Annotated in this window: 23 protein-coding genes; 16 read left to right on the forward strand and 7 right to left on the reverse strand. The window is 72.2% G+C overall.

Annotation, left to right across the window (positions count from 1 at the left end; genetic code table 11):
- A partial coding sequence (locus ACFWA7_RS32040; RefSeq protein ID WP_385826603.1) for a biotin/lipoyl-containing protein occupies nt 1-511 on the forward strand: 511 nt, incomplete at its 5' end.
- Nucleotides 512-676: 165 nt separating this feature from the next.
- Here ACFWA7_RS32040 and ACFWA7_RS32045 read toward each other — a convergent pair.
- Nucleotides 677-1,120, reverse strand: coding sequence for a hypothetical protein (locus ACFWA7_RS32045; protein ID WP_385826605.1), 444 nt, complete (start codon nt 1,118-1,120; stop codon nt 677-679).
- 74 nt (nt 1,121-1,194) lie between these two features.
- On the opposite strand from ACFWA7_RS32045, the gene ACFWA7_RS32050 reads away from it, so the two are divergent.
- Both ACFWA7_RS32050 and ACFWA7_RS32055 read left to right on the forward strand, forming a co-directional pair.
- On the forward strand, nt 1,195-1,419 hold the full coding sequence (locus ACFWA7_RS32050) for a hypothetical protein (protein ID WP_385550232.1): 225 nt from the start codon (nt 1,195-1,197) through the stop codon (nt 1,417-1,419).
- A gap of 26 nt (nt 1,420-1,445) precedes the next feature.
- Nucleotides 1,446-2,006 carry a TetR/AcrR family transcriptional regulator gene (locus tag ACFWA7_RS32055; protein WP_385550229.1) on the forward strand — a complete coding sequence of 187 codons (561 nt, stop codon included), beginning with the start codon at nt 1,446-1,448 and terminating at the stop codon, nt 2,004-2,006.
- A 73-nt stretch (nt 2,007-2,079) separates the two neighbouring features.
- On the opposite strand, the gene ACFWA7_RS32060 is transcribed toward ACFWA7_RS32055, so the two are convergent.
- Complete coding sequence (locus ACFWA7_RS32060) at nt 2,080-3,036, reverse strand: DeoR/GlpR family DNA-binding transcription regulator (RefSeq protein WP_385826607.1); 957 nt, start codon at nt 3,034-3,036, stop codon at nt 2,080-2,082.
- 142 nt (nt 3,037-3,178) lie between these two features.
- Nucleotides 3,179-4,618 carry an NAD(P)H-quinone dehydrogenase gene (locus ACFWA7_RS32065; RefSeq protein ID WP_385550223.1) on the reverse strand — a complete coding sequence of 480 codons (1,440 nt, stop codon included), beginning with the start codon at nt 4,616-4,618 and terminating at the stop codon, nt 3,179-3,181.
- Between the two features lie 152 nt (nt 4,619-4,770).
- Between ACFWA7_RS32065 and ACFWA7_RS32070 the strand changes: the two genes are divergently transcribed.
- From ACFWA7_RS32070 to ACFWA7_RS32085, 4 genes are all read left to right on the forward strand, one after another.
- Entirely contained in the window at nt 4,771-5,208 is a 438-nt protein-coding gene (locus ACFWA7_RS32070; RefSeq protein WP_067163405.1) for a gamma-glutamylcyclotransferase, read from the forward strand.
- 277 nt (nt 5,209-5,485) lie between these two features.
- Complete coding sequence (locus ACFWA7_RS32075; protein WP_385548792.1) at nt 5,486-6,310, forward strand: purine-nucleoside phosphorylase; 825 nt, start codon at nt 5,486-5,488, stop codon at nt 6,308-6,310.
- 48 nt (nt 6,311-6,358) lie between these two features.
- Nucleotides 6,359-8,035, forward strand: coding sequence for a phospho-sugar mutase (locus tag ACFWA7_RS32080; RefSeq protein WP_385826618.1), 1,677 nt, complete (start codon nt 6,359-6,361; stop codon nt 8,033-8,035).
- 345 nt (nt 8,036-8,380) lie between these two features.
- Nucleotides 8,381-9,610, forward strand: a complete 1,230-nt coding sequence (locus ACFWA7_RS32085) for a glycosyltransferase family 39 protein (protein ID WP_385548789.1) — start codon at nt 8,381-8,383, stop codon at nt 9,608-9,610.
- A 27-nt stretch (nt 9,611-9,637) separates the two neighbouring features.
- Here the strand turns inward: ACFWA7_RS32085 and ACFWA7_RS32090 are convergent, their stop codons facing one another.
- Together ACFWA7_RS32090 and ACFWA7_RS32095 are read right to left on the reverse strand one after the other, a co-directional pair.
- Nucleotides 9,638-10,270 carry a PH domain-containing protein gene (locus ACFWA7_RS32090; protein WP_385548785.1) on the reverse strand — a complete coding sequence of 211 codons (633 nt, stop codon included), beginning with the start codon at nt 10,268-10,270 and terminating at the stop codon, nt 9,638-9,640.
- 132 nt (nt 10,271-10,402) lie between these two features.
- A complete protein-coding gene (locus ACFWA7_RS32095; RefSeq protein ID WP_385826609.1) occupies nt 10,403-11,854 on the reverse strand; it encodes a hypothetical protein in 1,452 nt (483 codons plus the stop codon).
- Between the two features lie 234 nt (nt 11,855-12,088).
- Between ACFWA7_RS32095 and deoC the strand changes: the two genes are divergently transcribed.
- Genes deoC through ACFWA7_RS32110 form a run of 3 tightly spaced genes read left to right on the forward strand, consistent with a single transcriptional unit; the run spans nt 12,089 to nt 15,416 of the window.
- Nucleotides 12,089-13,054 carry a deoxyribose-phosphate aldolase gene (deoC, locus tag ACFWA7_RS32100; protein WP_385826611.1) on the forward strand — a complete coding sequence of 322 codons (966 nt, stop codon included), beginning with the start codon at nt 12,089-12,091 and terminating at the stop codon, nt 13,052-13,054.
- A gap of 12 nt (nt 13,055-13,066) precedes the next feature.
- Nucleotides 13,067-14,512, forward strand: a complete 1,446-nt coding sequence (locus ACFWA7_RS32105; RefSeq protein ID WP_385548795.1) for an aldehyde dehydrogenase family protein — start codon at nt 13,067-13,069, stop codon at nt 14,510-14,512.
- A complete protein-coding gene (locus tag ACFWA7_RS32110) occupies nt 14,505-15,416 on the forward strand; it encodes an aldehyde dehydrogenase family protein (protein WP_385548778.1) in 912 nt (303 codons plus the stop codon). Before ACFWA7_RS32105 ends, ACFWA7_RS32110 begins: the two co-directional genes overlap by 8 nt.
- A 167-nt stretch (nt 15,417-15,583) precedes the next feature.
- On the opposite strand, the gene ACFWA7_RS32115 is transcribed toward ACFWA7_RS32110, so the two are convergent.
- Nucleotides 15,584-16,003 (reverse strand): hypothetical protein, encoded by a 420-nt coding sequence (locus ACFWA7_RS32115; RefSeq protein ID WP_385548776.1) that lies wholly within the window; start codon nt 16,001-16,003, stop codon nt 15,584-15,586.
- 53 nt (nt 16,004-16,056) lie between these two features.
- Between ACFWA7_RS32115 and ACFWA7_RS32120 the strand changes: the two genes are divergently transcribed.
- On the forward strand, nt 16,057-16,758 hold the full coding sequence (locus ACFWA7_RS32120; protein ID WP_385548773.1) for a uridine kinase: 702 nt from the start codon (nt 16,057-16,059) through the stop codon (nt 16,756-16,758).
- 151 nt (nt 16,759-16,909) lie between these two features.
- Here ACFWA7_RS32120 and ACFWA7_RS32125 read toward each other — a convergent pair whose 3' ends face one another.
- Entirely contained in the window at nt 16,910-17,659 is a 750-nt protein-coding gene (locus ACFWA7_RS32125) for a SigE family RNA polymerase sigma factor (protein ID WP_385548770.1), read from the reverse strand.
- A gap of 284 nt (nt 17,660-17,943) precedes the next feature.
- On the opposite strand from ACFWA7_RS32125, the gene afsQ1 reads away from it, so the two are divergent.
- The 5 genes from afsQ1 to ACFWA7_RS32150 all read left to right on the forward strand — a co-directional run bounded on the left by afsQ1 (nt 17,944) and on the right by ACFWA7_RS32150 (nt 22,190).
- Entirely contained in the window at nt 17,944-18,621 is a 678-nt protein-coding gene (gene afsQ1, locus ACFWA7_RS32130; protein ID WP_371654354.1) for a two-component system response regulator AfsQ1, read from the forward strand.
- A 52-nt stretch (nt 18,622-18,673) separates the two neighbouring features.
- On the forward strand, nt 18,674-20,164 hold the full coding sequence (locus tag ACFWA7_RS32135) for an ATP-binding protein (RefSeq protein WP_385548767.1): 1,491 nt from the start codon (nt 18,674-18,676) through the stop codon (nt 20,162-20,164).
- Entirely contained in the window at nt 20,161-20,799 is a 639-nt protein-coding gene (locus ACFWA7_RS32140) for a hypothetical protein (RefSeq protein WP_385548764.1), read from the forward strand. Before ACFWA7_RS32135 ends, ACFWA7_RS32140 begins: the two co-directional genes overlap by 4 nt.
- Before the next feature lie 573 nt (nt 20,800-21,372).
- On the forward strand, nt 21,373-21,894 hold the full coding sequence (locus ACFWA7_RS32145; RefSeq protein WP_385545467.1) for a VanZ family protein: 522 nt from the start codon (nt 21,373-21,375) through the stop codon (nt 21,892-21,894).
- Nucleotides 21,895-21,971: 77 nt separating this feature from the next.
- Nucleotides 21,972-22,190, forward strand: coding sequence for a PspC domain-containing protein (locus ACFWA7_RS32150; RefSeq protein WP_385545470.1), 219 nt, complete (start codon nt 21,972-21,974; stop codon nt 22,188-22,190).
- Nucleotides 22,191-22,201: the final 11 nt, after the last annotated feature.

Raw genomic sequence — 22,201 nt, forward strand, 5'->3', positions numbered from 1 at the left:
CATCCCCTTCCACCAGGCCGTCGTGGTCGACCCCGCCTTCACCGCCGACCCCTTCCGCATCCACACCCGCTGGATCGAAACCGAGTTCGTCAACGAGATCAAGCCCTTCACCGCCCCGGCCGACGCCGAGACGGACGAGGAGCCGGGTCGCGAGACGGTGGTGGTCGAGGTCGGCGGCAAGCGCCTCGAAGTCTCCCTGCCCTCGTCGCTGGGCATGACGCTCGCCCGTACGGGCCTCGCGGCCGGGGCCAAGCCCAAGCGCCGCGCGGCCAAGAAGGCGGGCTCGGCGGCCTCCGGCGACTCGCTGGCGTCCCCGATGCAGGGCACGATCGTCAAGGTCGCCGTCGAAGAGGGCCAGGAAGTCAAGGAAGGCGACCTCATCGTCGTCCTCGAAGCCATGAAGATGGAACAGCCCCTCAACGCCCACCGCTCCGGCACCATCAAGGGCCTGTCGGCGGAGGTCGGCGCGTCGGTCACCTCGGGCGCGCTGATCTGCGAGATCAAGGACTGAACTCCCGCAGCCGCATGAGCAGTTGGGGCCCCCGCCGGATCGGTCCGGCGGGGGCCCCGCCGCTGCCGTACGGGTGCCCTGCTCCAGGAGGTCTTCCGCCATCAGCACCAGCCGGGTTGAGACCAGCCCGGACGAGCATGACGCGTGCGGAGTTCTTGTCCGTGCCTACGAGGCGGGGTGCCGGCGGGCGCGGGCCGCCCGCAGTGCGCTCGCCGACCGGAAGTAGCTGCCCGGTCTGGAGCGGCGCGCCCGCGACGGGACCGTGCTCGGCCCGCTCGCCGCCGCCGATCTCGTACGCGTACGCAGCGATCCGCGCCTGGCCCGGGCCGTGCGCAAGGACCGGCGGCGGACCTCGGCGCAGCGCGGGCTGCTCCAGGAGCGGCTGAGCCGGTTCCCGGTGGATCCTGCGCAGATCGCGCCGACCGGCTGGGCAACGCGATCCGCCGCTTCGAGGAGTACGGGCAGAACCGGTACTGCCTGGACACCCAGCTCCTGTCGAACGAGCTGACCGGCGCCGCGCCCGACAAGCTCTGCCGCCAGGTCGAGCTGGCGCGGACCAGCGTCGACTTCTTCGTGGCTGCTCGCCGGGCACACGGCGGTCGCGGTCATCGCGCTCGCCACCCTCCCGGCGGCCTCCGCCGACGTGCCGCTGCTGCTGACCGGCCGGGGGCCTGCTGGCCCTGGTGCCGCTCTGGTACCGGGCCGCGGTGGCCGCGACCGACGAGTGGGCGGCGGCCGTGCGCGCCCTGGTGAACGCGGGCCGCAAGCCGCTCGCCGAGTCGCTGGGGCTCGTGCTGCCCAAGGAGCTCGCCGAGGAGCGCAGGATGTGGACCTTGGTGTCGCGGTTCTCGCGCGTCCCCTTCCACGAGCGCGCCTCGGCACTGGACCGGTACCGGGCCGCCCCCTGAGCGCGCGGTTCGGGCATCCTTGGGGTATGACGACGAGGCCCATGCGTGCCGACGCGCGCCGCAACTACGAGCGGCTCCTGGGTGTGGCCAGGAGCGCGTTCGCGGAGCACGGGACGGACGCGTCGCTCGAAGACGTGGCCAAGCGCGCGGGCGTCGGAATCGGCACCCTCTACCGGCACTTCCCGAACCGGCACGCGCTGATGAACGCGATCTTCCAGAGCGAGGTGGACGTACTCCTCGCGCGCTCGCGTGAGTTGCTCGACTCCGCGCACCCGTGCACGGCGCTCGTGGACTGGCTGCGCGCCATCATCACTCATACGGGTGAGTACCGCGGGGTGGCCCGCGCCCTTATGTCGGCCTCGCACGACGACAGTTCGGCCCTGGCGCAGTGCAGCGTGCCGATGCGGGAGGCGGGCAGCGCCCTGCTGGAACGGGCCCAGCTGGCCGGTTCCGTACGCGTAGATGTGACGATCGGCGACCTGATGCAGCTCACCAACGCGATCGCCCTGGCGGCCGAACAGGCGCCGGACGACCCGGAGTTGGCCGACCGGCTGCTCGCCCTGACCTTGCGGGGCCTGAAGCCGTGACCGGAGCCGTGCCGGGCCCCGGCCCCAGCGGTGACGGCCACGGACGCCGCGACGACGCCTGGCCGAATACCGTCTAGCGGCGTCGCAGATCGGCCACTCTCGCCCGCTCTCCGGGGCCCTGCTGATCACCCAGCGACGCGGCGCTGCGCAACTGCGGCCCCGCACCCGGCACATGGCTGCGGCGCTGGCCGGGCAGCGGCACGTCCCGGCGGGGCTGGCGCCCCGGCGGAACGCCCTCACCGCCGGCCCCGGTCCCGGCCACCGTGATCTGCACGCCCTGGTCGGCCAGGGCCTGGAGCTCGGTGGCCGCCCGGTCGTCGTGACCGGGGGGCTCGTCGGTGACCAGCCGCGTGATCACGTCCGTCGGCACCGTCTGGAACATGGTGTCGGTGCCGAGCTTGGTGTGGTCGGCGAGGACCACCACCTCGGCGGCCGCCTGGACCAGGGCCCGGTCGACGCTCGCCGAGAGCATGTTGGACGTGGACAGGCCGCGTTCGGCGGTCAGCCCGCTCCCGGAGAGGAAGGCGCGCGAGACCCGCAGCCCCTGGAGGGACTGCTCGGCTCCGCTGCCCACCAGCGCGTAGTTGGAGCCGCGCAGGGTGCCCCCGGTCATGACGACCTCCACGCGGTTGGCGTGGGCCAGCGCCTGGGCGACGAGCAGCGAGTTGGTGACGACCGTGAGGCCGGGGACGCGGGCGAGCCGGCGGGCCAGCTCCTGCGTGGTCGTCCCCGCTCCGACCACGATGGCCTCGCCCTCTTCGACGAGGCTCGCGGCGAGGTCGGCGATGGCCGTCTTCTCCGCGGTCGCGAGATGGGATTTCTGCGGGAAGCCGGACTCTCGCGTGAGTCCGCCCGGCAGTACCGCACCGCCGTGCCGGCGGTCGAGGAGTCCTTCCGCCTCCAGTGCCCGCACGTCTCGCCGTACGGTCACTTCGGAGGTCTGGACGACGCGGGCGAGTTCCCGGAGCGATACCGCCCCGTTGGCACGCACCATTTCGAGGATCAATTGGCGACGTTCTGCAGCGAACACGAAACTGACAGTAACCTGAGCGGCCGATCGTTTTCAGCAGTTTGCGCCGAATAACGGAAGGTGTGCACAGAGGTGTCCACGAAGTGGTATAGGCGCCCTCCCGGGCGCCTTGTCCCGCGCCGCCGTGCGCCGGGCGCCCCGGTTACGCCTCGCCCGCCTTCTTGCGGGTGTGCAACTGCCTGGCCACTTCGGCGATCGAACCCGACAGGGACGGATAGACCGTGAACGCGTTCGCGATCTGCTCGACGGTCAGGTTGTTGTCGACCGCGATCGAGATGGGGTGGATCAGCTCCGAGGCGCGCGGCGAGACGACCACGCCGCCGACGATGATCCCGGTGCCCGGACGGCAGAAGATCTTGACGAAGCCGTCCCGGATGCCCTGCATCTTGGCGCGCGGGTTGCGCAGCAGCGGCAGCTTGACCACGCGCGCGTCGATCTTGCCCGCGTCCACGTCGGCCTGCGAGTAGCCGACGGTGGCGATCTCCGGGTCGGTGAAGACGTTCGAGGAGACCGTCTTGAGGTTCAGCGGGGCCACCGCGTCGCCCAGGAAGTGGTACATCGCGATCCGGCCCTGCATGGCCGCGACCGAGGCGAGGGCGAAGATGCCGGTGACGTCGCCGGCCGCGTACACGCCGGGGGACGAGGTCCGCGACACCTTGTCGGTCCAGATGTGACCGGACTCCAGGAGCTTGACCCCGGACTCCTCCAGGTTCATCCCGGCGGTGTTCGGGATCGCGCCGACCGCCATCAGGCAGTGCGTACCGCTTATGACGCGGCCGTCCGAGAGCGTGACCTCGACCCGGTCGCCGACGCGCTTGGCGGACTGGGCGCGGGAGCGGGCCATGACGTTCATGCCGCGGCGGCGGAAGACGTCCTCCAGGACGGCGGCCGCGTCCGGGTCCTCGCCGGGCAGCACCCGGTCGCGGGACGAGACGAGGGTGACCTTGGAGCCCAGCGCCTGGTACGCGCCGGCGAACTCGGCGCCGGTCACACCGGAGCCGACCACGATCAGCTCTTCGGGCAGCTCGTCCAGGTCGTACACCTGGGTCCAGTTCAGGATCCGCTCGCCGTCCGGCAGCGCGTCCGGGATCTCGCGCGGGTGCCCGCCGGTGGCGATCAGGACGGCGTCGGCGGTGAGGATCTCCTCGCTGCCGTCGGCGGCCGTGACGATGACGTCCCGGGTGCCGTCGATGCCCTGCGGGCCGCCGAGCCTGCCGCGGCCGCGCAGCACACGGGCGCCGGCCCGGGTGACGGAGGCGGTGATGTCGTGCGACTGGGCCAGCGCGAGGCGCTTGACGCGCCGGTTGACCTTGCCGAGGTCCACGCCGACCACACGGGCGGACTGCTCCTCGGGCGGGGTGTCGTCGGCGACCAGGATGCCCAACTCCTCGTACGAAGAGTCGAAGGTGGTCATCACCTCGGCCGTCGCGATCAGAGTCTTCGACGGTACGCAGTCGGTGAGCACCGACGCCCCGCCCAGACCGTCGCAGTCGACGACGGTCACCTCCGCGCCGAGTTGGGCGCCCACCAGGGCCGCCTCGTATCCGCCGGGTCCGCCACCGATGATCACGATCCGGGTCACGAAAAAGTCCGCCTCGCATTGTGGAATGCAGTACGTAGCTCATTGTCCCGCACGCTTCAAGATGCTTCGCCCCCCGGGGCGCCATCCGGCTGTCACACCCATGTGCCATTCTCACGCGAGGACCCGTGGGCCGCTGTCGTACCCTCGACACCATGTCGCTCTACGCCGCGTACGCCGGCAACATGGATCCGCGGCTGATGACCCGCCGCGCCCCGCACTCCCCCCTGCGCGGCACCGGCTGGCTCAACGGCTGGCGGCTGACGTTCGGCGGGGAGCAGATGGGCTGGGAGGGTGCCCTCGCCACGATCGTGGAGGCGCCGCGCTCCCAGGTGTTCGTCGCGCTGTACGACATCGCGCCGCTCGACGAGGACTCCATGGACCGCTGGGAGGGTGTCGGCCTCGACATCTACCGCCGGATGCGGGTGCGGGTGGACACGCTGGACGGGGAGGAGCCGGCGTGGATTTACGTGCTGAACGCGTACGAGGGCGGTCTGCCCTCGGCCCGCTACCTGGGCGAGCTCGCCGATGCCGCCGAGTCGGCCGGGGCCCCTCACGACTACGTCATGGAACTGCGCAAGCGCCCCTGCTGACCCGTTTCGCCTGCGGGCCGGTGGGGGCTGGTCGCGCCCACGCGGCGGAGCCGCACATGTCACAGCCCCGCGCCCCTGAATGCGCCCCTACGGGGCGATCCCTGCAACCCCGGCGAGCCCAACCCCCCAGGGGCGCGGGGAACTGCGCGACCAGCCCCCACCGGCCCGCGGACAACGACACCGCACCCCCCCCTCGTCGGAAACGACAAGACAACGATCGCGCCCTTGTGCGCCAGTCATCTACGCGCGTAGGAATCCAGCGGTTACCCTCGTCGTCGTGAACGCATCTGTTATTCCGGACCACGTCCAGGGCGACCCCCACGCCGCCGCCGACGCCGCCGCCGCCCGCCTGCGCGAGCTGACCGGTGCCGAGACCCACGACGTCGCCCTCGTGATGGGCTCCGGCTGGGCTCCGGCCGCCGACGCGCTCGGTGAGCCCGAGGCCGAGTTCCCGGTCACCGAGCTGCCCGGCTTCCCGCCGCCCGCCGTCGAGGGCCACGGCGGCAAGATCCGCTCGTACAAGATCGGTGAGAAGCGCGCGCTGGTCTTCCTGGGCCGTACGCACTACTACGAGGGCCGCGGCGTCGCCGCCGTCGCCCACGGCGTGCGCACCGCGGTCGCCGCGGGCTGCAAGACCGTCGTGCTCACCAACGGCTGCGGCGGTCTGCGCGAGGGCATGCGCCCGGGCCAGCCCGTGCTGATCAGCGACCACCTCAACCTCACGGCCGCGTCCCCGATCATCGGCGCCAACTTCGTGGACCTGACCGACCTGTACTCGCCGCGGCTGCGCGCGCTGTGCAAGGAGGTCGACTCGTCCCTCGAAGAGGGCGTGTACGTCCAGTTCCCCGGCCCGCACTACGAGACCCCGGCCGAGATCAACATGGTCCGCGTGCTCGGTGGCGACCTCGTCGGCATGTCGACCGTCCTGGAGGCCATCGCGGCCCGCGAGGCCGGCGCCGAGGTGCTGGGCATCTCCCTGGTCACCAACCTGGCCGCGGGTCTGACCGGCGAGCCCCTCAACCACGAAGAGGTGCTCCAGGCCGGCCGCGACTCCGCGGCGCGCATGGGTTCGCTGCTGACCCGGGTACTCGACCGCATCTGATCCGACCCCGATCCGACCCGGAAGGGATTCATCGACGTGACGCAGGACCTGACGCAGGACCTGATCGCGCGGGCCAAGGCCTGGCTGGCCGAGGACCCGGACGGCGAGACGCGCGAGGAGCTGGCCAAGCTCATCGACAACGAGGAGCTCGACGAGCTGGCCGCCCGGTTCGCCGGCACGCTCCAGTTCGGCACCGCCGGGCTGCGCGGCGAGCTGGGCGCCGGGCCGATGCGGATGAACCGCTCGGTCGTCATCCGCGCGGCCGCCGGCCTCGCCGCCTACCTGAAGGCGAAGGGCCAGGGCGACGGCCTGGTCGTCATCGGGTACGACGCGCGCTACAAGTCGGCCGACTTCGCGCGCGACACGGCCGCCGTGATGACCGGCGCGGGCCTGAAGGCCGCCCTGCTGCCGCGCCCGCTGCCGACGCCCGTCCTGGCGTACGCGATAAGGCATCTGGGCGCCGTCGCCGGCGTCGAGGTCACCGCCAGCCACAACCCGCCGCGCGACAACGGCTACAAGGTCTACCTCGGCGACGGCTCGCAGATCGTGCCGCCCGCCGACGCCGAGATCGCCGCCGAGATCGCCGCGGTCGAGTCGCTCAGCGACGTGCCGCGCCCCGAGTGGAGGTCCCCCCGCTCGGGCGAAGCCGAGAGTGGGGGAGGCTGGGAGACGCTGGGCGACGAGGTCCTGGAGGCCTATCTGGCGCGTACGGACGAGGTGCTGACCCCTGGGTCCCCGCGCACCGCCCGCGTCGTCTACACGGCCATGCACGGCGTCGGCAAGGACGTCCTGACGGCGGCCTTCGCCCGGGCGGGCTTCCCGCCGCCCGCGCTGGTGGCCGAGCAGGCCGACCCGGACCCCGCGTTCCCGACCGTGGCGTTCCCCAACCCGGAGGAGCCGGGCGCGATGGACCTCGCCTTCGAGGCGGCCCGCGCGGTCAACCCGGACATCGTCATCGCCAACGACCCGGACGCGGACCGCTGCGCGGTCGCCGTGCCGGACGCGTCGGTGGAGGGCGGCTGGCGGATGCTGCGCGGCGACGAGGTCGGCTCGCTGCTCGCCCAGCACCTGGTCGACCGGGGCGTGAGCGGCGTCTTCGCCGAGTCGATCGTCTCGTCCTCGCTGCTCGGCCGGATCGCCGAGGCGGCCGGTCTGGGCTACGAGGAGACCCTGACGGGCTTCAAGTGGATCGCCCGCGTGGACGGTCTGCGGTACGGGTACGAGGAGGCGCTGGGCTACTGCGTCGACCCCGAGGGCGTACGCGACAAGGACGGCATCACCGCCGCCCTGCTCGTCGCGGAGCTCGCGTCCGTCCTGAAGGAGCAGGGGCGCACGCTCCTGGACCTCCTGGACGACCTGGCCGTACGGCACGGGCTGCACGCCACCGACCAGCTGTCGGTGCGCGTCGAGGACCTGTCGGTCATCTCCGACGCGATGCGGCGCCTGCGCGAGAAGACGCCGACCGCGCTGGCGGGCCTGGCGGTCACCAAGGCCGAGGACCTCACCGAGGGCACCGGGGAACTCCCGCCGACCGACGGTCTGCGCTACTACCTCGAAGGCGCCCGGGTGATCGTCCGCCCGAGCGGCACCGAGCCCAAGCTCAAGTGCTACCTGGAGGTGGTGGTCCCGGTGGCGTCGCAGGCCGCGCTGGGAGAGGCACGCGAGAAGGCGGCGGAGCTGCTCGCGGGCATCAAGAGGGACTTGGCGGCGGCAGCGGGCATCTGACCGGCCTGCCGTTTCCCCGCGCCCTCTTTTGGATCGGCGTTTGTCTGCGGGCCGTCTGTGGCTGAGCGCGCAGTTCCCCGCGCCCCTGGGCAGTTGGGGGCGCGGGGCTGTGACATGTGCGGCTCCGCCGCGATGGGGGCCCCGGTCCCCCTGTTCGAGCGAAGCCGAGAACCCGGGGGAGCGACCGGACCCCACCGGCCCGCAGCCAACGACACCGCACCCCGCCAGGGAAACGCACCCGAAAGCGTGAACCCCCTACGGCGTCCGGCGCAGCCTCCCGCGCCCTTTCCGGATCATCCGAGAAAGGGTGACCCGGAACCGCTCGCCGAGCCCAGGAGCACCGCCGTGCCCCCGATCACCTCACCGGCGGACCGTGCGCACTGCCGTACGGGCCCCCGTGCCGTCCCCGCGGCCCGCAGCCCCCAAGGGCAGGGCGGCGGGGACGGTCCGCGTTTCATCCGGGCCTCGGCCCGGGCCGCGTTCAGGCGGGCGGCACCCGCGCTCGCCGGCTACCTCGCCGTACGGCTCCTCGGCCTCGCCGTCCTCGCCCGCTGGGCGCACCTCAAGCACCACGGCGTATGGCCGACGCTGGCCACCTCGTGGGACTCGCACTGGTACCTCGGCATCGCCGACCACGGCTACGACCACGGGCTCGGCACCCGGGTCGACCACAACAACCTGGCGTTCTTCCCCCTCTACCCGGCCGTGATCAAGGCGGTCGCCGCCGTCACGCCCGGCTCACGCGCGAGCGTGGGTCTCGTCGTCGCGGTGCTCTGCTCGTCGGCCGCGGCCTGGGGGATCTTCGCGGTCGGGGACCGGCTGTACGGGCGGCGCGCCGGGACCGTCCTCGCGGTCCTGTGGGGCGCGCTGCCGGTGGCCGCCGTCCAGTGGATGGGCTACACCGAATCGCTGTTCACGGCGCTCGCCGCGTGGTCGCTGTACTGCGTGCTGACCGGCCGCTGGGTGGCGGCCGGGACGCTGGCCGCGCTGGCGGGGCTGACCCGGCCGACGGGCATCGCGGTCGCGGCGGCCGTCGTGGCGGCGGCCCTGGCGGCGCTGTGGCGCGGCGGATCCGTCCGGGGCCCGCTGACCGGGGCGCTGCTCGCCCCGCTGGGCTGGTTCGGGTTCGTCGCCTGGGTCGGGGCCCGGCTCGGCCGCTGGGACGGCTACTTCGCGGTCCAGCGGCTGTGGCGGAACGAGTGGGACGGCGGCGCCGACACCCTGCGCGAGCTGCGCACCCTGCTGGTCTACGACCGCTTCCCCGCGCTGTTCCTGGTGATCGTCTCGCTTGTGCTGATCCTGGCGGGCGTGCTGTTCCTGCTCTGCCTCTGCGACCGCCAGCCGCTGGTGCTGCTGGTCTTCTCGGGCGTGCTGCTGCTCGTCGTCCTGGGCAGCGGCGGCGTCTACTTCCCGCGCGCCCGCTTCCTGCTCCCCGGCTTCCCGCTGCTGCTGCCGCTCGCGGTGGCGCTGGCCCGGGCCCGGCGCCACGTGGCCGTACTGATGCTGGGCTCGGCGGCCCTGTCGTCGGCGTGGCTGGGCGCGTACATGCTGCTTGTGTGGCCGGGGGCGCCCTGACGCGGCGGCCCGTACCGTGTCGGCGGGTCAGCCGATGGCGAGGAGCACGATCAGCAGGATCGCGCCCGCGACGGCCGGCGCGATGACCTCATAGGCCCAGCGCACGCTCGGCCCGCCCTGCGCGCCCTCGCGCCCGGCGTTGCGCTCGGCCAGCTCGCGCAGCTCTCGGATGGTGCGGTCGGCGGGCGCGAGGCGGGACTTCTCGTCGCCGCCCGCGGTCGGCGAGGTGCGGCCGTACGGGTCGGACGCGGCGTCGCGCACCTGGGCGCGGGCGGCGCGCTTGCGCTGGCGCAGCGAGACGGGGATCGACCACAGCTGGTACTTGGTGCCGCTCTGGTCGAAGACCTCGCTGGAGTACCCGGCCCGTACGTCCGCGACCGCCGCCCACGGCAGGGTGACGGTCCGGAACGGGTTGCGGACCCGCATCCGGTCGTCGCCCGCGAACACGGCCGGGCGGATCGTGAACGCGAAGAGCAGCGGCACACCGCAGAGCAGCCCGGCCAGGGCCAGCCAGGGGGCGCTGCCGTGCCCCCGCAGGATCGCGTCCCCGGCGAGCCAGAGCCCGAGCACGAGCAGCAGCGCGCCTCCGGCGATACCGCCGGGTGACCGGTAGACGCGGTCGGCGTAGGTGGGCTCGGCGGGCGGCGTGGGGCTCGTCATGGGGCCGATTGTGCACTACGTGTTCGAGCGGGGCCGAGAGAGGGCGCGGACGCGCCCGGCCGCCCGCACCGGAGCCCACGCACACGGGGGTGCCGCCACGGTCGTGGCAGCACCCCCGGTGGGTGACGGACGTCAGCCGCGGGCACCCGCCCGGCGGCGCAGCGCGGCGAAGAAGCCGAGCCCGGCCACGCCCACGGACGCCAGGCCCGCGCCGCCCGCGACGAGCGCGGTGTTGCCGCCCTTGCCGCCCTCGACCTCGGCCCCGGCGGCGACGGCGCCCTTGGGGACGATCTGCATGCCGGTGGTGGCGGTCTGGGGGGTGGCGCCACCGCTCTTGCCGGTGGTGGCCGTCGTCCCGGTGGCGCCCTTGCAGTCCTTGCCGGTGGGGGCCTTCGGGATGTCGACGGACTGCCACTGGGTGGGGGCGCCGGACACCCGCATCTGGAACGCGGACCGCCCCGACGCGAGCTGCGTGATCCGGGCGCCGTGGAACAGGCCGGTGCGGTTCTTGAGGCTCAGCGTCTCGAACGCGGTCATCGACACGTCACCCGAGTTGATCAGGTCGGCCTTCGGGCCCAGCGAGCCGTTGGTGAGGCGGACCTTGACGCCCTTGAACGGGGTGTCGCTCACGCGCACCACGGCGCAGCCCTGGGTGCCCTGGATGAGGCCGTGGTCGAACCCGGTCGACCTGTTCACCCAGGAGCGCACCGTGCCGGAGGTGTTGAGGCCGACCCACATCTCGTCGACCTGGGCGCCGGCCGTGGTGCCGCCCGCAGGCCCGCCCACCGCGATCGTGTGGCTGTACCCGTTCCGCCTGGCCTCCAGCTCGTACCAGCCCTCGCCCTTCTTCCACAGCTCCCCGTACGTGCCGTCGGCCAGCTTGCGCTTGCCGAGGTCCGTGCCGACCGGGGTGGTGGGGCCCTGGCCGCCGCCGCCCTGGTCCTGGACCGAGGTGACCTTGCCCTGGAAGTCGAGGGTGACCTGGATGCCGTTGAAGACCTTGGTGTCCTTGCGGGCGTGGCCGCCGCCCGCCGTGAGGTGGCCGATCTCCTCGTTGTCCTTGCCCTTGAGGATGGTGGCCCCGTAGTAGACGTGCTGGCCGCCGTAGCGGTAGACCATCGCGGTCAGGCCGCCCTTGAGCGGGACCGTCCGCACGAGCACGCCGTCCACGTCGTTCCTGCGCTCCGGGAACATGATCGTCCGGCTCTCGCCGGCGCCGTTGAACTTGAGGAGCGGAACATCGCCGTCGGCGTTGTCCAGGCTCAGCCGCAGTCCGTCGACCGTGGCGCTCCTGTTGTCCAGGTCCAGCTTCGCCATGAGGCGGCCCATGTAGTCGTCGCCGCGCTGCCAGTCGGGCTTCACGGCGCGGATCCAGGCTTCCGGACCGCCGTCGGAGACCCGGTTGCGCAGCACGGCGACGTACCCCTTGGCGAGGTAGACGGGGTAGCCGGAGTAACGGTTCTCCGTGGCCTTGGCTACGGAGGTGGTCGGCGCGGCGAGCGCGGTGGTCGCGGTGACGACCGGGGTGAGGGCGACACCGGCGACGACCGCGGTGGCGAGGGCGGTACGGAGGGCGTTACGCATGACGACTCCCAAGGAGACAAGTGGTGAAGGAAGGGAAGAGCCGCATGCCGCTGTGTTCTCGTTCGGGTGGGGCCGTTGGAGGCTTCGGCGGGCTGCATCGACAAACTTAGTGATCTTGTTCACCGGAGCTGTCCGCTCCGTGTCACAGCGGCGTGACAGGGACCGGAAGCTTGCGTTCCAGGTCAGTGGGGCTGTACAGGACGCTACGCGCGTAGATATGCTCATCTGGTGACCATGCCCACCAATGCACCCGCAGCTGCCCTCGCCGACGCGACCGCGTCGGACGCGGCTCTGCGCCGCTTCCTCCACGGGCTCCCCGGCATCGATCCGGTGGGCCTGGAAGCGCGCGCCGCGTCCCTCGGCACCCGTTCGATCAAGACGACGGCCAAGGCGTACGCCATCGACCTGGCCATTTCGATGATCGACCTGACGACGCTCGAAGGCGCGGACACCCCGGGCAAGGTCCGGGCGCTCGCCGCCAAGGCCCTCCACCCCGACCCGCTCGACCGCACCACCCCGGCCACCGCGGCCGTCTGCGTCTACCCCGACATGGTGGCCACCGCCAAGGAGGTCCTGAAGGGGTCGGACGTGAAGGTCGCGTCCGTCGCCACGGCCTTCCCCGCGGGCCGCGCCGCCCTCCCGGTGAAGCTCGCGGACGTGCGCGACGCGGTGGCCGCGGGCGCCGCGGGCGCCGACGAGATCGACATGGTGATCGACCGGGGTGCGTTCCTGGCCGGCCACTACCTCAAGGTGTACGAGGAGATCGCGGCCGTCAGGGCCGAGTGCGGTGACAAGGCCCGCCTCAAGGTCATCTTCGAGACCGGCGAGCTCTCCACGTACGACAACATCCGCCGCGCCTCCTGGCTCGGCATGATGGCCGGCGCCGACTTCATCAAGACGTCGACCGGCAAGGTCGCGGTGAACGCGACGCCCCCCAACACCCTGGTCCTGCTTGAGGCCGTGCGCGACTACCGCGCCCAGACCGGCATCCAGGTCGGCGTGAAGCCCGCCGGCGGCATCCGCTCGACCAAGGACGCCATCAAGTTCCTGGTCCTGGTCAACGAGACCGTGGGCGAGGACTGGCTGGACAACCACTGGTTCCGCTTCGGCGCCTCCTCGCTGCTCAACGACCTGCTGATGCAGCGTCAGAAGCTGGCGACCGGCCGCTACTCCGGCCCTGACTACGTGACGGTGGACTGAGACCCCATGAACATGGAAACGCAGACATCTGCATTCGAGTACGCACCGGCGCCCGAGTCGCGTTCGGTCGTCGACATCGCGCCTTCGTACGGGCTGTTCATCGACGGCGAGTTCACCGAGGCGGCCGACGGCAAGGTCTTCAAGACCGTCAGCCCCTCGTCGGAGGAAGTCCTGTCCGAGGTCGCCCAGGCGGGCGAGGCGGACGTGGAGCGGGCCGTGAAGGCCGCACGCAAGGCGTTCGAGAAGTGGTCGGCGCTGCCCGGCTCCGAGCGCGCCAAGTACCTCTTCCGTATCGCCCGGATCATCCAGGAGCGCAGCCGCGAGCTGGCCGTCCTGGAGACCCTGGACAACGGCAAGCCGATCAAGGAGACCCGCGACGCGGACCTCCCGCTGGTCGCCGCGCACTTCTTCTACTACGCGGGCTGGGCCGACAAGCTCGACCACGCGGGCTACGGCGCCAACCCGAAGCCGCTGGGCGTCGCCGGCCAGGTCATCCCGTGGAACTTCCCGCTCCTGATGCTGGCGTGGAAGATCGCCCCGGCGCTCGCGACCGGCAACACGGTCGTGCTCAAGCCCGCCGAGACGACCCCGCTGACCGCCCTGTTCTTCGCGGACATCTGCCGCCAGGCGGGCCTGCCCAAGGGCGTCGTCAACATCCTCACCGGGTACGGCGACGCGGGCGCGGCCCTCGTCCAGCACCCGGACGTCGACAAGGTCGCCTTCACCGGCTCGACCGCCGTCGGCAAGGCCATCGCCCGTTCCGTGGCGGGCACCGACAAGAAGGTCACGCTCGAACTGGGCGGCAAGGGCGCCAACATCGTCTTCGACGACGCCCCGATCGACCAGGCCGTCGAGGGCATCGTCAACGGCATCTTCTTCAACCAGGGCCAGGTCTGCTGCGCGGGCTCGCGCCTGCTGGTCCAGGAGTCGATCCAGGACGAGCTGCTCGACGCGCTGAAGCGCCGTCTGTCCACGCTCCGCCTCGGCGACCCGCTGGACAAGAACACGGACATCGGCGCCATCAACTCGGCCGAGCAGCTGGCCCGGATCACCGCGCTCGCCGAGACCGGCGAGGCCGAGGGCGCCGAGCGCTGGTCCCCGGCGTGCGAGCTCCCGTCCTCCGGCTACTGGTTCGCCCCGACGCTGTTCACCAACGTCACCCAGGCGCACACCATCGCCCGCGACGAGATCTTCGGCCCGGTCCTTTCGGTGCTGTCGTTCCGTACGCCGGACGAGGCCGTCGCCAAGGCCAACAACAGCCAGTACGGCCTGTCGGCGGGCATCTGGACGGAGAAGGGCTCGCGCATCCTCGCGGTCGCGGGCAAGCTCCGGGCCGGTGTCGTGTGGGCCAACACGTTCAACAAGTTCGACCCGACCTCGCCCTTCGGCGGCTACAAGGAGTCGGGCTTCGGCCGCGAGGGCGGCCGGCACGGTCTGGAGGGTTACCTCGATGTCTGAGTCTTCTGCGTCCACGGCGTCCGCGACGCGTCTCAACGTCTTCAAGACCTACAAGCTGTACGTCGGGGGCAAGTTCCCCCGCTCCGAGAGCGGCCGGGTGTACGAGGTGACCGACTCCAAGGGCAAGTGGCTGGCGAACGCCCCCCTGTCCTCCCGCAAGGACGCGCGTGACGCGGTCGTCGCCGCCCGCAAGGCGTTCGGCGGCTGGTCGGGCGCGACCGCGTACAACCGGGGCCAGGTCCTCTACCGCGTCGCCGAGATGCTGGAGGGCCGCCGCGAGCAGTTCGTACGCGAAGTGGGCGAGGCGGAGGGGCTGTCCAAGTCCAAGGCCGCCGCGGTCGTCGACGCGGCGATCGACCGCTGGGTCTGGTACGCGGGCTGGACCGACAAGATCGCCCAGATCGTGGGCGGCGCGAACCCGGTGGCGGGTCCGTACTTCAACCTGTCCACGCCGGAGCCGACGGGCGTCGTGACGGTCCTCGCCCCGCAGGACTCGTCCTTCCTGGGGCTGGTCTCGGTGATCGCCCCGGTGATCGCCACCGGCAACACGGCCGTGGTGATCGCCTCGGAGAAAGCCCCGCTGCCGGCGCTGTCGCTGGGCGAGGTGCTGGCCACGTCCGATCTGCCGGGGGGCGTTGTCAACATCCTGTCCGGCAGGGCTTCGGAGATGGGCCCGCACCTGGCGGCCCACCAGGACGTCAACGCGATCGACCTGGCGGGTGCGGATGAGGTGCTGGCCAAGGAGTTGGAGATCGCCGCGGCCGACAATCTCAAGCGCGTGCTGCGTCCCGCCGCGGCCGACTGGTCCGCGGCCCCGGGTACGCACCGGATGACCGCGTTCCTGGAGACCAAGACGGTCTGGCATCCGACGGGGTCACTGGGCGCGTCCGGCTCCGCCTACTAGGCCGGTTCTTCGGCTGCGGGCCGGTGGGGGGCTGGTCGCGCCCGCGCGGCGGAGCCGCATATGTCACAGCCCCGCGCCCCTCAGGGGGTTCATCGCGCCCCCTCACGTACCCCGAACGGCGTCCCCCGGGCCCCCACCCGGTGGGCGCCGTTCGGCATTTCTCGCGGTCAGCCCGGGAGCAGCCTCGTCGCCGTGCCGATCAGCGGGAAGTCCTTGAGCGCGCCGCTCTCGTGCAGCGGGGCCGTCGCGATCGCCGTCGAGACCGGCTTGAAGTCCGCGATCTGGGTGCCCACCGCGTTGTCCAACGGGTCCACCGGGGTCTTGGCGAACGGGTTGAGGCTGAGCGTCTTGGCCGGGGCGAGACCGTTGGTCAGCCCGGCCGACAGGTCCCCTGTCACGGACCGCGTGGGGCCGTCCACCGCGGCCCCGGGGTCCGCGACGGCCTGCCCGACCAACTCGGCCGGGCCGGGGGCCGCCTGGGCCGCGCCCGTGGCCCCGGCCAGCGCCGCGCCCGCGGCGGTCGCGGTGAGCCCGGCGCGCAGCAGCACACGGCCGCGACGGGCCCCGCCGGCTTGGTTTCGTGCCATGTCGTCCCACTCTCCTGCGTATCGGTAGGAGCACGCAGCGTAGTTGAGGTGTGATGCTCGATACCAACGGGCTCCCCGAGTGGTCCACCTCCCGGGTGGATGCCTCAGACTGGTGTCCCGTGACCGCACACGCCATCCCGACACGCGTCGTTCTCCTCACGGGCCCCTCCGGTTCCGGAAAGTCGTCGCTCGCCGCCCGCACGGGCCTGCCCGTGCTGCGCCTGGACGACTTCTACAAGGAGGGCGACGACCCGACCCTGCCGCGTGTGCCCGGCTCGCCGGACATCGACTGGGACTCGCCGCAGTCCTGGGACGCCGACGCGGCCGTGGCGGCCGTCGTCGAGCTGTGCCGTACGGGGCGTACGGCCGTACCGGAGTACGACATCGCCACCAGCTCGCGGACCGGGACGAGTCTGTTCGGCATCGACCGCACACCGCTGTTCGTCGCGGAGGGGATCTTCGCGGCGGACATCGTGGCGCGCGTACGGGAGCTCGGCCTGCTCGCCGACGCCCTCTGTCTGCGCGGGCGGCCCTCGACCACTTTCCGGCGCCGCCTCGCGCGCGACCTCAAGGAGGGGCGCAAGTCGGTGCCGTTGCTGTTGCGGCGAGGGTGGCGGCTGATGCGGGCCGAGCGCGGGATCGTGGCGCGCCAGGCCGCGCTGGGCGCGTACCCGTGCGGCAAGGAGGAGGCGCTCGGCCGCCTCGCCGCCGCTGCCGCGGGGCGGTGCGTGGCCGCGCCCACGGCGCGGGTGTGAAAAAAGCGGGACCGAGTGGGCCCCCCAGCCCCGTCGGTCCCGCTCTGTTCCCCCGTTACCCGTACGCCCGACGTATCCCCCGAGACGCCGGCCCCCGTACGTTCCCCCCTGCATCCCCGCACTCCGGCGGCTGCCACCGCCGGCCGGACCTTCAGGCCACCAGCTCGCCGAAGGACTCTTCCTCGTCACGGCCGAAGGCGAGGACGTTGTCCTCGCGCAGCCGGCGGAGCGACCGCCAGATGCTCGACTTCACCGTGCCGACACTGATGTCCAGTATGTTCGCGATCTCGGGGTCCGTACGGCCCTCGTAGTACCGCAGGACCAGCATCGTGCGCTGCAGTTCGGGCAGTCGCGCCAGCGCCTGCCAGAGCACCGCGCGCAGCTCCGTGCCGCGCATCGCGTCCGTGTCGCCCGCCGTCTCCGGCAGCTCCTCGGTCGGGTACTCGTTCAGCTTGCGGCGGCGCCACGCGCTGATGTGGAGGTTCGTCATGGTGCGGCGGAGGTAGCCCCCGACCGCGGCCTTGTCGCTGATCCGGTCCCAGGCCCGGTAGGTCGAGAACAGCGCGCTCTGCAGCAGGTCCTCGGCCTCGAACCGGTCGCCGGTCAGGTGGTAGGCGGTGGCGTACAGGGAGGCCCTGCGCTCCTGCACATAGGCGGTGAACTCCGCCTCGGACCCGGAGCGCTCCCCCGTGGCCTCCCCGTACGCCGCATCCCCGCCGGTCCCCACGCCCTTGAAGGGCGAGACCGGCACCGCGTCGAGCACCGTCATGTACGACTGGTGCTGACGCCCGGTGCCGCGAGCGCACCCCCGTCCGCTCACGGCACCGGACTTCTCGCTCCGCACGACGTCGTGGAGACGCGTGACAACTGCGCTTGAGGTGGTGCTGTGCAGTGCGTTCATCTCGCGCCCCCCGTCGGTGGAGTCTTGTTTCGGTCGGTACGAGGAAGACTCTGCCCGGCCAGTTTCATCGCGTTGTCCGGCGACTGTCACAGCCGCGTCACAGCGCGCGCCACCACCGGCATTGGGCCCCTGCTGGGGGTCCGGGGGGCGCCCCCCGGATGGGCAACAGCATCGCGTTGTCCGGCGACTCTCACAGGCCTGTCACAGCGGGCCGTGGACAGTGGAGAAGGGGCGATGTCCACGGGAGGTCGAACTCCGCTCCCCCATGGGCCAGAATGACCTCCGTGCCTTTCCTGTTGCTGATCGAGGACGACGACGCCATCCGCACGGCGCTCGAACTCTCCCTGTCCCGCCAGGGCCACCGTGTGGCCACCGCGGCGACGGGAGAGGACGGCCTGAAGCTGCTCCGCGAGCAGCGGCCGGATCTGGTCGTGCTGGATGTGATGCTGCCCGGGATCGACGGCTTCGAGGTGTGCCGCCGTATCCGGCGCACGGACCAGCTGCCGATCATCCTGCTGACCGCGCGCAGCGATGACATCGACGTGGTGGTCGGCCTGGAGTCCGGCGCCGACGACTACGTGGTGAAGCCGGTGCAGGGCCGGGTGCTCGACGCCCGGATCCGCGCGGTGCTGCGCCGGGGCGAGCGGGAGGCCACCGACTCGGCCACGTTCGGCAATGTGGTGATCGACCGCGCCGCGATGACGGTCACCAAGGCCGGCGAGGACCTTCAACTGACGCCCACCGAGCTGCGGTTGCTCCTGGAGCTGAGCCGGCGGCCCGGTCAGGCGCTGTCCCGCCAGCAACTGCTGCGCCTGGTGTGGGAGCACGACTACCTGGGCGACTCCCGCCTGGTCGACGCGTGCGTACAGCGGCTGCGGGCCAAGGTCGAGGACGTACCGTCGTCCCCCACGCTGATCCGTACCGTGCGCGGGGTGGGCTACCGCCTCGACACCCCGTCGTGATGATCCGTGTCTGCACTCCCCGGATGAACCCAAGAAAGCAGCGATTCGGAACGTGAAGAAGGCGATACTCGCCGGCCTCCGCTGGACCAGCCTGCGCCTGCGCCTGGTCGTCGTGTTCGCGCTCGTCGCGCTGACCGCCGCCGTCTCCGCGTCGGGGATCGCGTACTGGCTCAACCGCGAGGCCGTGCTCGTACGCACCCAGGACGCGGCGCTCGGCGACTTCCGGCAGGAGATGCAGAACCGGGCCGCCTCGCTGCCGCTCCGGCCGACCGCCCGCGATCTGCAGACGACCGCCCAGCAGATGGCGGCCAGCAGCCGCTCCGGCTACCACGTCAGCTCCGGCTACCAGGTGCTCCTGGTGGACCAGCGCGACCCGGGCAAGCCGATCGTCGGGGCGTCCGACGTGGACCGCTTCACCCTGGATGACGTACCGACGTCGCTCCAGGAGGCGGTGAACAAGAAGCAGAAGGTCACGGACAGCAACGACTATCCGTACCACTTGTTCTGGCAGCGCAGGACCCTGCGCGGGAAGCCGTACCTGGTGGGCGGCACGAAGATCATCGGGGGCGGCGCCACCGGCTACATGCTCGCCTCGCTCGACCAGGAGCGCCAGGACCTCAACTCGCTGGCCTGGTCGCTCGGCATCGCCACCGGGCTCGCGCTGCTCGGCTCCGCGCTGCTCGCGCAGGCCGCCGCGACGACCGTGCTGCGGCCGGTGCAGCGGCTCGGCGACGCGGCCCGCCAGCTGGGCGAGGGCAAGCTCGACACCCGGCTGAGGGTCTCGGGCACGGACGAACTGGCCGATCTGTCGCGGACGTTCAACAAGACGGCCGAGAGCCTGGAGAAGAAGGTCAGCGACATGAGCGCGCGGGAGGAGGCGAGCCGCCGGTTCGTCGCGGACATGTCGCACGAACTGCGTACGCCGCTGACCGCGCTCACGGCCGTCACCGAGGTGCTTGAGGACGAGGCGGACAGCCTCGACCCGATGATCGCGCCGGCCGTGCAGCTGGTGGTCTCCGAGACGCGGCGGCTGAACGTCCTGGTCGAGAATCTGATGGAGGTCACGCGCTTCGACGCCGGTACGGCCAGGCTCGTCGTGGACAACGTGGACATCGCCGACCAGATCACCGCGTGCATCGACGCGCGGGCCTGGCTGGACGCGGTGGACCTGGACGCCGAACGCGGCATCATGGCGCGGCTCGACCCGCGCCGCCTGGACGTGATCCTGGCCAACCTGATCGGGAACGCGCTCAAGCACGGCGGCTCCCCGGTGCGGGTCTCGGTGCGGGTGGAGGGCGAGGAGCTGGTGATCTCGGTACGGGACCACGGGCCCGGCATTCCGGAGGAGGTGCTGCCGCACGTGTTCGACCGCTTCTACAAGGCGAGCGCGTCGCGGCCCCGCTCCGAGGGCAGCGGCCTGGGTCTCTCCATCGCGATGGAGAGCGCCCACATCCACGGCGGCGACATCACGGCCGCGAACTCGCCCGAGGGCGGTGCGGTGTTCGTGCTGCGGCTGCCGCTCGACGGGGGTGAGGAGGCGTGAGAGTACGGCTGCTGGGCGGTGCGCTCGCCCTGCTGGCGCTCGGCGCCACTGCCACGGGGTGCGGCATCCGGCCCACCGCGGTCCCGGTGGACGCGGGGCCCGCGCCGTCCCGGGTGCCGTGCGAGGTGCCGGGGAACTCGGTGACCCCGCAGTTCGAGGGCGTCACCGTCCGGGTCTATCTGGTGTGCGGGGCGCAGCTGGTGTCGGCCGAGCGGTCGGTGCGGATCCCGGAGGGCCGGGCGTCGGCCGACCGCCTCCGGTTCGCGGAGGCGCTGCTCACGGAGCTGGAGGTCACGCCGGCTGGGGACGAGAAGGCGGCCGGGTACACGACGGACGTACGGGGTCCGCTGACGGTGACGGCCGCGCGCAAGGGCGACCCGTCGGGTGCCCTGCGGCTCTCGCGCCGCCCGGAGGATCTGCCGGCCCTGGCGCTGTCGCAGATCGTGTGCACGTACGCGGAGAACACGCCGACGTCGTCGGGGACGCAGCAGGTGGTGCTCGGGGGGCCGGGCGAGGACCCTGTGCGGGGCTACGCGTGCACGGCGGAGATGAAGACCCGGCCGGACACGTCTCCGACGCTGGGCGATGCGCTGCATCCGACCGGGGGGAGCTCCCCCACCCCGCCCCTTCCCTGAACCCTCCGGGGGTGGGGGTGGGTCGAGGTGGGTTTCCCGGGGGCTACGCCCCCGGCCCCCGGGCGGGGCTGCGCCCCTGCACCCGCTTCGGGGCTCCGCCCCGGATCCCGGCACGGGGGTGGGTGGGCTACCTGGGCTCCGCCCCCGGACCCCGTTCGTCTGCGGGTTGTCTGTGGCTGGTCGCTCCCCCAAGTTCTCGGCTCCGCTCGAACAGGGGGGACCCCCATCGCGGCGGAGCCGCACATGTCACAGCCCCGCGCCCCTGAAGGGGCGGGAGCTCCGCTCCCTGCCCCCGCTCCTCAAACGCCGGAGGGGCTGAAAGGTGGCCGGGCCCCCTTCTGCCCTCAGGGGCGCGGGGAACTGCGCGAGCAACCACAGCCGACCCGCAGACAGACACCGGGCCAAAAAAGGGGCGCGGGGAACTGCGCGACCAGCCGCCGCCGGGCCCGCGGACGAACGCGCGACCAGCCGCCCGGCCGCAGGCCGAACGGGGTCCGGGGGCCGAGCCACCAGGAACTCGGAACCGATCGCGCGGCCCCGCGCGTCTTGGGGGGCGTGCTACAGCGTCAAGGTGTGGGCGGCAGCGCCGCCATCCGGTACCGCGCGACGGGCTGCGCTCTCCTTCTCGCGCACATGGCGCTCGTCGCGTGGCTCACGCTGCGCCCACGCGACGTCATGTGGGTGACCGCACCCAACCTCACCCCGCTCGCCGGTATCCGCGCCGACCTGGCGCTGGGGTCCCTGGAGGCCGCGCACCGCATCGGGGAGGGGCTGCTGCTGCTCGCCCCGCTCGGCGTGCTGCTGCCGCTCGTCGGGGGGCGGCTCGTCGTCTCCCCGGTCGGCTCCCTGCTCCGTACGACCGCCGCCGCCGCACTCGTCTCGCTCGGCATCGCCCTGCTGCAGACCTCCGTGCCGGGGCAGGTGGCCGATGTGGACGCGCTGCTCCTGAACACCGCGGGCGCGGCGTTCGCCCACATCGCCGTCGTGCCCGCCGGGCGGATCGCGCTGCGGCGGCGCCAGGACCGGGAGGACGTCCCCGTACCGGCGGCTCAGGGTCGTACCCCGACGATTCCCAGGGTCGGGGTCGCCCCGTAGTCCGACGCTTCGCCCGGTTCGGGGCGGCAGGGTTGAGGTAGCGCAAGACAAGACCTCCCGACCCGAAGGAGCACCTCATGGCCACCCTTGCCCGCCCCCGCGACGGACGGATGATCGGCGGCGTGTGCGCGGCGCTGGCACGGCGCTTCGGCACCTCGGCCACCACGATGCGCGTGATCTTCGTAGTCTCGTGCCTGCTGCCGGGCCCCCAGTTCCTGCTCTACATCGCGCTGTGGATCCTCTTCCCGAACGAGAAGGGCCACGGCACCCACAGCACCCCCAGCACCGCCTGGTGAACCCCTGGGGG

Origin of the sequence: Streptomyces sp. NPDC059994 (genome assembly GCF_042737755.1) — a bacterium.
In the GTDB taxonomy this organism is placed as follows: Bacteria; Actinomycetota; Actinomycetes; order Streptomycetales; family Streptomycetaceae; genus Streptomyces.